Source organism: Bradyrhizobium sp. I1.14.4, from assembly GCF_050435825.1.
GTDB lineage: Bacteria > Pseudomonadota > Alphaproteobacteria > Rhizobiales > Xanthobacteraceae > Bradyrhizobium.
Window position 1 is genome coordinate 19,058 of sequence record NZ_JBNDLA010000016.1, and the last position, 12,080, is coordinate 31,137.

Sequence of the window (12,080 nt, forward strand, 5' to 3'; positions counted from 1 at the left end):
GCGAACCGGTTACCGACTTGGCCGCGCCCGATCCGGCTTTGGCCCATTTAGAAATGAATATTGATTCAATATCTGATATCGAAACGCAGGATACCGAGGATACCAGACCTATCCTCGTCGTGCCCTATGTTTGGATCGGCGATTTCGTGCGCGGCCACACCGTGGTCCGCGTGCTCCGCAAGCGCTGGCCCAACCGGCCGGTCGACCTGCTGACCAGTAGCCTCTGCGCGCCCCTGGTCGATTATATGCCCGGTGTCCGCGCCGCCGTTGTCTTCGACCTGCCGCGTAGCCGGCTGGCGCTGGCCCAGCAGCAGGCGCTCGCCGCCGAGTTTCGGGCCCGGAACTACGCCACCGCGCTGGTGCTGCCGCGCACCTGGAAGGCTGCCCTCGCGCCGGCACTGGCGGGTATCCCCGAGCGGGTCGGCTTCTTTGGCGAGGCACGGTTCGGCCTGATCAATGCGATGCGATGGGGCGAAAAGAAGCAGCCGCGCTTCATCGACAAGAACGCCGTCCTGGCGCTGCCCGACGGCGCGGCGCGCCCACCGGAATGGCCGGTGCCGCAGCTCAGTGTCCCCGCGGACGAGGTCCGCCGATGGCGGCAAGCCAATGGCCTGGGCACCGCACCGGCGATCGCACTCGGACCCGGCTCGGTCGGCGTCTCCAAGCGCTGGACCTATTATCCGGAAGCCGCGCGGCTGTTCGTCGAACACGGCTTCGACGTCTGGGTGGTCGGCGGGCCCGGTGAGAAGGCGCTGGCGCAGGAGATCGTCGCAACCGGCGGCGCGCGGGTGCGCGATCTCACCGGCACCGATTTGCGCAACGGCGTGCTGGCGATGGCTGCGGCCAGCGTCTCGATCTCCAACGACTCCGGGCTGATGCACATCGCGGCCGCGATCGGCACCCCGACCATGGGCATCTTCGGCCCGACCGATCCCGATCTCTGGGCTCCCCTCAACGGCCTCGCCGCGACAGTGCTGCAGACCAAGAGCAAGCTGCCGTGCCAGCCGTGCCAGCGCACGATCTGTACCATGAACGATCATCGCTGCATGCGCGACATCGCACCCGAAGAGGTCGTGGAGATCGCGCAGCGTGTGCTGGCTCAGATCAACGCACGATAGACCGCCGCTATCGCGCGGGCTTCGGCATCGAGGCTGAACTTATCCACAACTCGTTGGCGCGCCCGCGCCCCCATCGCCGCGGCCGATGCCGGATCGCCCATCAGGGGCTCGAGCGTGGCCGCCAGCGCGGCGGCATCGCCGGGCGGCGTTAGCACGCCGGTGACACCGTCCTCGACAACGAATTCGGCCGCGCCCGCGCGCGCGGCCACCAGCGCCGCGCCCGCCGACATCGCCTCGATCAAGGTCAGGCCAAAGCCTTCGTTGCGCGAGGTGAAGGCGTAGATCGTCAGCCGCTGGTACCAGCGCACGACATCCTCGATCGGCAATTCGCCTGTCATGATGATGCGCGATTGCAGCCCGGCGGCCTCGATGCGCCGCTTCAGTTCGCCGGCGAAGCCTTGCTGCTCCGGCACCACGGCGCCGACGATGACGGCGGTGAAATCGGGATAGCGCGGCAGCAGCCTGCACATCGCCTCGACGAACACGTCGCTGCCCTTCTGCGCGCGCACCCGACCGAAGCAGCCGATCGCATAGCGCCCCGGCAATCCGCTCTCGGCAAAAGCTGCGGCGCGATCGGCCGGCGGCGCATAACGGTCGGTGTCGACGCCGTGCATCACAACGGTGGCATCGCGCTTCAGATAGGAGGCCGACAGCGGGCTGGTGGCGATGATCGCGTCCATGTTGCGGATCAGCCAGCGCGTCAGCCAGGTGTGATGGCGCTGCGCGGCCGAGGTGAAAAGCAGTTTCAGCGGCCAGCCGAGCGCGCGCAGCAGAAGCCCTGCAATCATCTCGTCATTACGCCGCGCATGCCAGATCAGCGGCGACGCCCGCCGCCACAGGCGCATGAGATCGACAAATCCCATCGCCTCGATGCCGTCCGGTCGATGCGAGCCGAGCCATGCCGCGCGAAACACGTTTGCAAGCTTCGGCGCCACCATGCGGTTGGTCGCGGTGACACCCGAATAGCGTCGGTGCAGATTGGGCACGATGAGCTGCAGCTCACCGGAAGATGTGTTCTCGATCGGCACGCAAGTCTCCGTTTCGCGCAAGTTCCTATACGCAACATTAAGCATAGTGGCCAGTTCGGCCGCGGCGAAACCCCCTCTTCACCGCGCTCCCGCTAGCATCACGAGTTAAAGAATATCGGGAGAGCTCTATCCATGACCGTGCTCGTGACCGGCGGTGCCGGCTATATCGGAAGTCACATGGTCCATGCGCTGGTCGATGCCGGCGAGAACGTCGTCGTGATCGACAATCTCTCCACCGGCTTCTCCGCGTTCCTGCCCGAAGGTGTTCCGCTGTTCATTGGCGATGCCGGCGACGAAAACCTCGTCGAGGGCGTGATCGCACAGCACGGCATCGACAGCATTATCCATTTCGCCGGCTCGGTCGTGGTGCCGGATTCGATGCGCGATCCGCTCGGCTACTATCGCAACAACACCATGACGACGCGCAGCCTGCTCAATGCTGCCGTGAAGGGCGGCGTCAACCGCTTCATCTTCTCCTCGACCGCGGCCGTCTACGGCAATCCGGACCAGGTGCCGGTGCCGGAGATTGCTCCGACGCGTCCGCTGTCGCCCTACGGCTCCTCGAAGCTGATGACCGAGATCATGCTGCACGACGTCGCCTCGGCCCATGGCATGAGCTACGTCGTGCTGCGCTACTTCAACGTCGCCGGCGCCGACCCGAAGGGCCGCGCCGGCCTTGCCACCATCGGCGCCACCCATTTGCTCAAGATCGCGGTAGAGGCCGCGACCGGCCAGCGCGCCAAGATCGACGTCTTCGGCACCGACTATCCGACCCAGGACGGCAGCTGCGTGCGCGACTTCGTCCATGTCAGCGACCTGGTCGAGGCGCATCGCTCGGCGCTGTCCTATCTGCGCTCGGGCGGACAATCGGTGACGATGAACTGCGGTTATGGCCGCGGCTATTCCGTGCTCGAGACGATCGAGGCGGTACGCCGGGTCTCGATGCGCAACTTCGCGGTCGCCTACGCCGCACGCCGGCCCGGCGACATCATGACCATGGTGGCCGATACCTCAAGGATCCGCTCGCTGCTCGACTGGACCCCGCGCTACGATGATCTCGAGACCATCGCAAGCCATGCGCTGGCCTGGGAGGAGAAGCTGTTCCGGGAGCGCGAGGCCCCGGCGCGACAGGCAGAATCGGCCTAAAAATCAAGCCGTTATCAAGCAGTTATTGTGCTTGAAAAAGCCCCGCCAAGCGGGCAAGGAGGTCCGCAACCCTGACGGCCGGCGCCGCCCGCCGTCAATGGAACGCGGATGGCTCAGTTTCCAAAGAAAATTACCGACGATCCCTATGGCGCGGCGATCCTGATTCGCCGCCTGGTCACGGAACAGGGGATCACCTACTGGCGGCGCTATTTGACGGCGTTCGCCCTGATGGCCGTTGCCGCCGGCTCGACGGCGGGCGCCACCTATGTGCTCGGCCAGGTGATCAACCAGGCCTATGTCGACAAGAACATCCCCGGCATCGCCATGTTCGCCGGGATCACGGTCGCGCTGCTGTTCGTCAAGGGCGTGGCGACCTACGGCCACATGGTGATCCTGTCCAAGATCAGCAACGCCATCCTGGCGCGGAACCAGCGGCAATTGTTCGCCAAGCTGATGAGCGAAAGCATCGGCTTCTTCTCCCAGCGGCACTCATCGGAATTCCTGGCGCGGCTTACCGCTGGCGCCAAGTCGATCACCGACGTGCTCAACATGCTGGTCAATGCGATCGGACGCGACTTCCTGATGCTGATCAGCATGGTCGCCGTCATGGTGTGGCAGGACCCGCTGATGTCGTTCATCGGGCTCGTGGCAGTGCCGCCGGCGATGCTGATGCTGCGCACGCTGGTGAAGCGGATCAAGGGCCTCGCCTACAACCAGTTCACCGGCACCGCCGACATCATGGAGACAATGCAGGAATCGCTGCAGGGCATCCGCACCGTCAAGGCGTTCACGCTGGAAGACACCATGCAGCAGCGGATCGACGAGAACATCGCGATCGTCGAGCGCAACGCCAACAAGATGGCGCGCGTCGCCAACCGCTCCAACCCGCTGATGGAAATGCTCGGCGGCTTCGCGGTCGCCGGCTGTCTGATGTATGGCGGCTACAGCGTGGTGGCGCTCGGTTCCACGCCGGGCCAGTTCTTCACGTTCCTGACCGCCTTCCTGATGGCGACCGAGCCGGCCAAGCGGCTGGCGCGGCTCAACATCGACCTCAACAGCCAGCTGGTCGGCGCACGGATGCTGCTCGAGGTGGTCGACAGCCCGGCCAGCGAGCAGGCCGATGACGACAGGCCGACGCTCAAGCTCTCCGATGCGCGGATCGAGCTGCGCGACGTCAGCTTTGCCTATCGCGCCGGTGAACCGGTGCTGAACCGCATGAGCTTCGTCGCCGAGCCCGGCAAGGTGACCGCGCTGGTCGGTCCCTCCGGCGGCGGCAAATCGACCGTGCTCGCCTTGCTGCTGCGCTTCTACGAGACGCGCGAGGGTGACATCCTGATCGACGGACAGTCGATCCTGTCAATCTCGCGCAAGTCGCTGCGCCGGCAGACCGCGTATGTCGGCCAGGACGTCTATCTGTTCCGCGACACCATCCGCGCCAACATCGCTTTCGGCAAGCAGGGCGCGACCGAGGCCGAGATCATCGACGCCGCCAAGGCCGCCTGCGCGCACGACTTCATCATGAGCTTCCCGCTCGGCTATGACACGCCGGTCGGCGAGCACGGCACGCAACTGTCCGGCGGGCAGCGCCAGCGCATCGCGGTCGCCCGCGCGCTGATCAAGAACGCGCCGATCATCCTGCTCGACGAGGCCACCGCCGCACTCGACTCGGAGTCCGAGAAGCAGGTCCAGGAGGCGATCGAGCATCTCTGCCGGGGCCGCACCACGATCGTGATCGCGCACCGCCTGCACACCATCATGCATGCCGATGCGATCCTGGTGGTCGAGGGCGGCGAAATCGTCGAGCGCGGGCGTCACGAGGAGCTGCTGCGCCGCGGCGGCCGCTACGCCTCGTTCTTCCGCCTGCAGCATCACGACCCGTCTCCGCTGGCACTGGCGCCGATCAGCGCAACTGGCTAGAGCGTTTTCGAGCGAAGTGGATACCGGTTCGCGTGAAGAAAACGCGTCAAGACTAGAATCTACTGCTCATCGCATTTCATCCCCTCGCCGCAATGCCGGCGCGCAGCACGCGCAGGACATTGCCGCCCATGACCTTGCGGATGTCGTCCTCGGAGAACCCGCTGGACATCAGGGCCTGGGTCACGGCAACAATCCCGCTCGCATCGAATGCCGTGGTGGTCGAGCCGTCGAAATCCGAACCGAGGCCGACATGATCGATCCCGACCAGGTCGCGGACATGGGCAATCGCCCGCGCGACATTGTTCGGATCGAGCGAGCAGACCGCGCCTTGCCAAAAGCCGATGCCAACTATTCCACCCGTCCGTGCGACGCCCCTGACTTCATCATCGGTGAGATTGCGGTTGACCTTGCACGTCGCCTGGACGCCGCCGTGGCTCGACACCACCGGGCGCGTCGCCATCGCCAGCACGTCGGCGACCGTCGCGTGACTCGCATGGGCGAGGTCGACGATCATTCCGATCGCCTCCATCCGCTGCACCACCTGCCGGCCGAGCGGCGTCAGCCCGCCCTTTGCCACACCGTGCATCGAGCCTGCGACGTCATTGTCGAAGAAATGCGCGAGACCGGCCATTCTGAATCCGGCGGTGTGGAGCACATCGAGATTGTCGATGTTGCCTTCCAGGTCGTGCAGGCCCTCGATCGACAGCATTCCGCCAACCACCGTCGCGCCGCTCTTGCGGTCCGCGAGCAGGCGGTCGATGTCGGCCGGTGTCGTGATCAGGCGGAGCCGCCCGGCGGACTGCTCGGCGAAGCTGCGCAATTTCTCGGCATGCCACAGCGAGCGCTGCAGCAACGAGAACCACGTCCGGGGCGGTTGCAGATCGATGATCGCGAGGTTCGTGATCGTATCGGTGTCGGCGTCGTTGGCATCGTAGTTCTGGCCCTTGGGCGACTTCGTGACCGACGAGAACACTTGCAGCGCGTATCGCCCCTCGATCAGGCGCGGCAGATCGATGTGGCCCCGGTCGGATCGCGCGATCAGATCGCGCTTCCACAACAGGCTGTCCGCGTGCATGTCCGCCACATCGAGCGTCGCCTGCAAGGCCTGCGCAGCCGGCGTGATATCGAGGGCCACGCGCTGGACCCTGTTCTGTGCCTGGTCGATCCGCTCCGGAGTGACCGTGAAAAAGCGAAGCGCTGCGGCGACCACGGCCGCCGCGACCAGCACGAGGCCGATCGAAAGCCATCTCCGCATCGGCATCACCGCTCCCGCCGGCCAAAGGCGGCCGCGCTCGGCAGAAAGCTGGCCTCACGTCTGCGCCTGGTGCAGCCGCAGCCCCTAGCCCCCGGCGCCGTAACCGCGTAAATACGGCCCGCGCTCCCTCCTTCAACCCTCCGGGACCCGTTCATGAACGCCGCCTCCACCGTCATTCCGCTTCCCCCGCAGCCCTCGCTCCCCGTCGTCGGCGAATCCGGCGCCTATCCGGTCCGCCGCATCTGGTGCGTCGGCCGCAACTATCTCGAGCATATCAGGGAGATGGGCAATGACGAGCGGGCGCCGCCGTTCTTCTTCGGCAAGCATGCCGACATGCTGGTGCCTGACGGTGCGACCATCCCCTATCCGCCGCTGACCAAGGACCTGCATCACGAGGTCGAGCTGGTGGTGGCGATGAAGAGCGGCGGGCTGAACATTGCCGCCGACAAGGCACTCGAGCATGTCTACGGCTACGCAGTCGGCATCGACCTCACCCGTCGCGACCTGCAGATCGCCTCGCGCAAGAAGGAGCGGCCCTGGGAGATCGGCAAGTCGTTCGACTATTCCGCGCCCTGCTCCGCGATCCAGCCGGCCTCGAAGATCGGTCACCCGACCGCTGGTAAGATCTGGCTCACGGTCAACGGCAAGGAGGCGCAGAAGGGCGACCTTACCGAGCTGATCTGGAACGTTCCGGAGATCATCTGGCAGCTCTCGCAGCAGGTGAAGCTCGCGGCCGGCGACATCATCATGACCGGCACACCCGCCGGCGTCTCGCAGCTGCAGGTGGGCGACAAGCTCGAATGCGGCGTCGACGGCGTCGGCACGCTGAAGGTGACGATCGGCAAGCCGGAATAGACTGACCTCAGGAGATGAGGCCAGGCCAAAAGCCCCGAACCACAGGTCCGGGGCTTTTTGCTGTGCGCTGTCAGCGCATCGTGCCGGGCATGCAGGGCGGCTCGGTATAGGGAGCGGTCGCGAACGATCCGACGTTGGGCGCGCGCACGCAATCGGTCGTCTTGCTGCTGATCGGTGTCGTCGTCGTCACCGAAGCATGGGCGCGCCGCACCGCAGCATTGTTGCTGGCGGCGGACGCCTGAGTCGAATACGCAGCCGCCGCAACCAGAGCAAGCGTCACGAAGGTCAATTTGGTCATTGGGTTTCTCCGCACGTGGATGAAGCCGACCAAGCTCGGCTCCTGAGACCAATGACTGTGGATGCCGGAAAATTATTTCATCACGCGCGATCACCGAACCGCGAGCGCCCGATCACGTTCGACGGACCGGGGAATACCGGAACGCGAGATCCGATCCATCTCATCAAGGCCGCGCGCAAACGCGGCGATGACGGCATGGAGAGTCTCATGATCGATCTTCGACGATTTCGACGATCAGGCTTGGCTGCAGTTCTGTCTGCAGCGATGGCGACCTCTTGCTTCGCACAGCCGACGGTCCAAGAGCCCAACGCTCACGGATCAAACGAAACCGCGACGCGGCCGTGGTCGGCACCGGTCGGCCATCGCCAGCCGCGCGCCGCCGACATTCCAGCAGCGGCGTCGGCATCGCAGCAGATCATCGATCAGGAGGACGCGATCGTCGACCGCAAGATCAAGGGGATTTGCCGCGGCTGCTAGCTTCTAATGCTTTGCTGCGGCCGGCGACGCGGCCGGGCCGAGATGCGTCTTCTCGTACTCGAGCCACAGCTCGAGCAATGCCATGAATGCGACCACCGCACCCGCCGCGATGGCAAAATGCATCGCGCGGGTGTGCGTGAAGCCGAGCAGCCAGGGCGAGACGATCAGCCAGCATCCGACGAACAGATTGATCCATTCCTCCCAGATCGAGAACGCGACGATCGCAGCCAGCGACATGATCGCGATCGCCGCACCGCTGATCCTGAGATCGATCGCCGCCGTCGGGTTGGCGTGCGCAAACAGCCACGGCGCAGCGAGCAGGAATAGCGCTGCGGCGAGGTTATAGAGATCGAGCGCCGATTCTTTTCGCCATTTCACCATCTGCTCCTCCCGTGCTGTCTCGAACTCACCGCTGATGCGCGGCTGCGGCATTGATGTCCTTGCCGGTGTAGTCGGTCATCAGCGCGGTTGCGACCAGCGTGATGACGGCGCAGAGCGCGATGTAGACGGCGATCGCAGTCGCCGAATGGAATCGGCCGAACAGCCAGGTCGCAATCAGTGGCGCGGGGCCGCCGGCGATCACGGATGCGAGCTGATAGCCGAGCGAGGCGCCGCTGTAGCGCAGGCGGCCAGTAAAACTCTCGGCGATCAGGGCGGCCTGCGGCCCGTACTGCATGTCGTGCGGAATCAGCGACAGGAAAATCGCGAGGAAGATGATCGTTGTCGATCCGGTGTTGAGCATCGCGAAATAGATAAAGCCGAACACGCCGGTCACGGCAGCGCCGATCATGTACATGTTCTTGCGGCCGATCTGATCGGAGATATGCCCGCACAGCGGGATCGAGACGAACGACAGCACCGAGGCCGCGAGCACCGCGGTCAGCAGGAAGTCGCGCGAAACATGCAGCGTGCCGACGCCGTAGGAGAACACGAAGGCGGTGAAGATGTAGAACGGCGCCTGCTCGGACATGCGCGCGAAGGCGGACAGCAGGATTTCTTTCGGATGGTCGCGGATCACGGTCAGCATCGGCGTGCGGTCGAGCTGACGCTCGGCCAGCAGCTTGCTGAAGACGGGCGTTTCCAGAATGCCGAGCCGGATATAGAGGCCGACGCCGACCAGAACAATGCTGAGCGCGAATGGAATGCGCCAGCCCCAGGCCAGGAACTGGTCGCCCGACATCTGGCTGAATGCCAGCACGGCAAGATTGGCGAGGAACAGCCCGCAGGGCACGCCGAATTGCGGCCATGACGCGATCAAGCCGCGGGAGCGGTCGTTGCGCGCCCATTCCATCGACATCAGCACCGAGCCGCCCCACTCGCCGCCGACCCCGACGCCCTGGATGAAGCGCAGCACGGTGAGGATCACCGCGCCCCAGACGCCGATGCTGGAATAGGTCGGCACCAATGCCACCGCGGCTGTCGCCAGTCCCATCAACAGCAGCGTGGCGATCAGCGTCGACTTGCGGCCGATGCGGTCGCCGTAGTGCCCAAAGATCGCGGCCCCTACCGGTCGCGCAACGAAGCCGACCGCATAGATGCCAAAGGCTTCCAGCGTGCCGACCCAAGGGTCGGAATGGGGAAAGAACAGTTTTGCGAAAACCAGCCCGGTGACGGTGCTGTAGAGGAAGAAGTCATACCACTCGATCGCGGTCCCGACCGTGGAGGCGATCACCGCACGGCGCAGCTGGACCTGATGCTCGGATGGAGTGAGCTGGTTGGCGTCGAGGCCGCCGAGTGTCGTCATGGGAGCGTCTCCCTCGGATAAGCCCCCGGATGGATTCTGACGGTTTGGGTCGTTTGAGCACAAACGACATGGCGCCCCGGAAGGTTCCAACGGAACGGAACGCCGAAGTTAGAACTTTAGTCGGCCGCGCGACGGCCGAAGCCATCGCCTGCCTGCAGGCGGTGCGAAGGATCGCGCCGCACTGATGCGCCCCGCGGGCTCTAGGGCCGATCGCTGCGGCGGTACGGTACGTAGCGCGGGGTCCAGATTTTGGCGTGGATGCGCGCCTCGACCTGGTCGATCGGAATATCCGTGGCCAGCCCCTCCCGGTGCGCCTGCAGCGCGACCGCCAGCGCCACGGTCTGCGAGACATCGCGCAACGCACTGACCGGCGGCAGCAGATTGTGTTTTGGGTTGTTGCGCGCCGGCGAGACGCTGGCCAGCGCCTTGGCGGCGGCCATGAACATCCCGTCGCTGACCCGGCTCGCGCCGACCGCGAGCGCGCCGACCCCGACGCCCGGGAAGATGTAGGAGTTGTTGGTCTGGTCGACCTTGAAGCGGGCGCCATCGCGCGTGATCGGCGGGAACGGGCTGCCGACCCCGATCAATGCCCGCCCCTCGGTCCACGCCTCGATGTCGACAGGCGTCGCTTCCTCGCGCGAGGTCGGGTTGGACAGCGGGAAGATCACCGGCCGCGCGTTGCACTCGGCCATTGCGCGAACGATCGGCTCGGAGAACGCGCCGGCCTGACCGGACACGCCGATCAGCACGGTCGGCCTGGCGTTGCGCACGACGTCGAGCAGCGCGATCTTATCGGGATGGCTGAGCTGCCAGCCGGTGATCGCCTGCTTGTCCTGGACGAAGGGAAGCTGGAACGGGGCGAGCCCGCTCATGCCCTCGAGCAATAGCCCGTCGCGGTCGACCATGAAGAAGCGCTTCGCCGCCTCGCTCTCCGACAGGCCGGCATCGGCCATCGCGGCGCGGATCAGGCTGGCGATGCCGCAGCCGGCCGAGCCTGCGCCGAACACGGCGACGCGCTGCTCGATGAGCGGCACGCCGGTGACGTTGATCGCGGAGAGCAAGGCGCCGGTCGCCACCGCCGCGGTGCCCTGAATGTCATCGTTGAAAGTGAGGAGCCGGTCGCGATAGCGCTCGAGCATCCGCGTCGCGTTGTTCTTGGCGAAATCCTCCCATTGCAGCAGGACGCGCGGCCAGCGCTTCACCACCGCCGAGACGAAGGCCTCGATGAAGTCGTCATAGGCCCGGCCGCGAACGCGCTCGTTGCGCCAGCCGATATAGAGCGGATCGGCCAGGCAATCGGGATTGTCGGTGCCGACATCGAGCATGATCGGCAAGGTCGTCGCGGGATGCAGGCCGCCGCAGCCGGTGTAGAGCGCGAGCTTGCCGATCGGGATGCCCATGCCGCCGGCGCCCTGGTCGCCGAGGCCGAGGATGCGCTCGCCGTCGGTCACCACGATCGCCTCGACGTGATCGAAGCGCGGCTGCGCCAGGATGCGATCGATCCGGTGCTGGTGCGGGATGCTGAGGAACAGCCCGCGCGGCTTGCGAAACAGCCGGCTGAATTGCTGGCAGCCGGCGCCGACGGTCGGCGTGTAGACGATCGGCAGCAGCTCTTCCAGGTTCTCGACCAGCAGCGCGTAGAACAACGTCTCGTTGGTGTCCTGCAACTCGCGCAGGAACGCGTAGCGCTCGAGATCGGTCTCATAGCCCCGCAGCGCCTGCAGCCGGCGCGAGACCTGTTCGTCCAATGTCGCGACGTTGGGCGGAAGCAGGCCATGCAGGTCGAACGCCTCGCGCTCTGCCTCGGAAAATGCCGTGCCCTTGTTCAGCTGCGGATCGGCCAACAGCTCATAGCCGCTCAGCGCAGTGGTCGCAAAAGCTCCAGTAGTCTGCGACATGACAAGATCCCCTTCAATGCGAAATGTCTGATGGGACTCTATCACGCCCGTGTAACGGATCGGAGCGCGAAGGCGCCGCGCCGCACAAAGTTGAACGGCGCCCGACGCTGCGCCTGGCGAGATGGACCTCTTAGCAGAGTTGAGCAGCCCGCCGCAATTTCGGCCAAGGGCCATCTGCGTTCGTCCCGAAGAAAGCACGCTCCCGCTGCACCTCCGGACAGACATCAACATACCTTGGTATAGCCTCTCTGATTCCTTGTGATGCCCCGTGCTTACGCACGTACAGTTGAGCGATGGCGAGCGATTTCTATACTCGCGGCTGCTCCAACGGATGCACAGCTCAC

At 65.3% G+C, this 12,080-nt stretch carries 10 protein-coding genes; 5 read left to right on the top strand and 5 right to left on the bottom strand.

Annotation, left to right across the window (positions count from 1 at the left end; translation table 11 throughout):
- Positions 1–53: 53 nt before the first annotated feature.
- A complete protein-coding gene (gene waaF / locus ABIB78_RS26460; RefSeq protein ID WP_429029535.1) occupies positions 54–1,118 on the top strand; it encodes a lipopolysaccharide heptosyltransferase II in 1,065 nt (354 codons plus the stop codon).
- On the opposite strand, the gene ABIB78_RS26465 is transcribed toward waaF, so the two are convergent.
- Positions 1,100–2,146, bottom strand: coding sequence for a glycosyltransferase family 4 protein (locus ABIB78_RS26465; RefSeq protein WP_429029536.1), 1,047 nt, complete (start codon positions 2,144–2,146; stop codon positions 1,100–1,102). The genes waaF and ABIB78_RS26465 overlap by 19 nt on opposite strands.
- A gap of 132 nt (positions 2,147–2,278) precedes the next feature.
- Between ABIB78_RS26465 and galE the strand changes: the two genes are divergently transcribed.
- A complete protein-coding gene (gene galE, locus ABIB78_RS26470) occupies positions 2,279–3,292 on the top strand; it encodes a UDP-glucose 4-epimerase GalE (protein WP_429029537.1) in 1,014 nt (337 codons plus the stop codon).
- Between the two features lie 108 nt (positions 3,293–3,400).
- Positions 3,401–5,209: an ABC transporter ATP-binding protein gene (locus ABIB78_RS26475; RefSeq protein ID WP_429029538.1), complete on the top strand. Its 1,809-nt coding sequence runs from the start codon at positions 3,401–3,403 to the stop codon at positions 5,207–5,209.
- A 76-nt stretch (positions 5,210–5,285) separates the two neighbouring features.
- Here ABIB78_RS26475 and ABIB78_RS26480 read toward each other — a convergent pair whose 3' ends face one another.
- Positions 5,286–6,470 carry a dipeptidase gene (locus tag ABIB78_RS26480; protein ID WP_429029539.1) on the bottom strand — a complete coding sequence of 395 codons (1,185 nt, stop codon included), beginning with the start codon at positions 6,468–6,470 and terminating at the stop codon, positions 5,286–5,288.
- Between the two features lie 147 nt (positions 6,471–6,617).
- On the opposite strand from ABIB78_RS26480, the gene ABIB78_RS26485 reads away from it, so the two are divergent.
- Positions 6,618–7,319 (top strand): fumarylacetoacetate hydrolase family protein, encoded by a 702-nt coding sequence (locus ABIB78_RS26485; protein WP_429029541.1) that lies wholly within the window; start codon positions 6,618–6,620, stop codon positions 7,317–7,319.
- Positions 7,320–7,515: 196 nt separating this feature from the next.
- Entirely contained in the window at positions 7,516–8,094 is a 579-nt protein-coding gene (locus ABIB78_RS26490) for a hypothetical protein (RefSeq protein ID WP_429029542.1), read from the top strand.
- Positions 8,095–8,097: 3 nt separating this feature from the next.
- On the opposite strand, the gene ABIB78_RS26495 is transcribed toward ABIB78_RS26490, so the two are convergent.
- From ABIB78_RS26495 to ABIB78_RS26505, 3 genes are all read right to left on the bottom strand, one after another.
- Entirely contained in the window at positions 8,098–8,475 is a 378-nt protein-coding gene (locus ABIB78_RS26495; RefSeq protein ID WP_429029543.1) for an SPW repeat protein, read from the bottom strand.
- A gap of 25 nt (positions 8,476–8,500) precedes the next feature.
- Positions 8,501–9,838 carry an MFS transporter gene (locus tag ABIB78_RS26500; RefSeq protein WP_429029546.1) on the bottom strand — a complete coding sequence of 446 codons (1,338 nt, stop codon included), beginning with the start codon at positions 9,836–9,838 and terminating at the stop codon, positions 8,501–8,503.
- 200 nt (positions 9,839–10,038) lie between these two features.
- Entirely contained in the window at positions 10,039–11,736 is a 1,698-nt protein-coding gene (locus ABIB78_RS26505) for an NAD-dependent malic enzyme (protein WP_429029548.1), read from the bottom strand.
- Positions 11,737–12,080: the final 344 nt, after the last annotated feature.

Coding starts and splice junctions, on each gene's coding strand:
- galE (WP_429029537.1), top strand. CDS start 2,279: ATGACCGTGCTCGTGACCGGCGGTGCCGGCTATATCGGAAGTCACATG.
- waaF (WP_429029535.1), top strand. CDS start 54: ATGAATATTGATTCAATATCTGATATCGAAACGCAGGATACCGAGGAT.
- ABIB78_RS26480 (WP_429029539.1), bottom strand. CDS start 6,470: ATGCCGATGCGGAGATGGCTTTCGATCGGCCTCGTGCTGGTCGCGGCG.
- ABIB78_RS26505 (WP_429029548.1), bottom strand. CDS start 11,736: ATGTCGCAGACTACTGGAGCTTTTGCGACCACTGCGCTGAGCGGCTAT.
- ABIB78_RS26500 (WP_429029546.1), bottom strand. CDS start 9,838: ATGACGACACTCGGCGGCCTCGACGCCAACCAGCTCACTCCATCCGAG.
- ABIB78_RS26475 (WP_429029538.1), top strand. CDS start 3,401: ATGGCTCAGTTTCCAAAGAAAATTACCGACGATCCCTATGGCGCGGCG.
- ABIB78_RS26495 (WP_429029543.1), bottom strand. CDS start 8,475: ATGGTGAAATGGCGAAAAGAATCGGCGCTCGATCTCTATAACCTCGCC.
- ABIB78_RS26490 (WP_429029542.1), top strand. CDS start 7,516: ATGGGCGCGCCGCACCGCAGCATTGTTGCTGGCGGCGGACGCCTGAGT.
- ABIB78_RS26485 (WP_429029541.1), top strand. CDS start 6,618: ATGAACGCCGCCTCCACCGTCATTCCGCTTCCCCCGCAGCCCTCGCTC.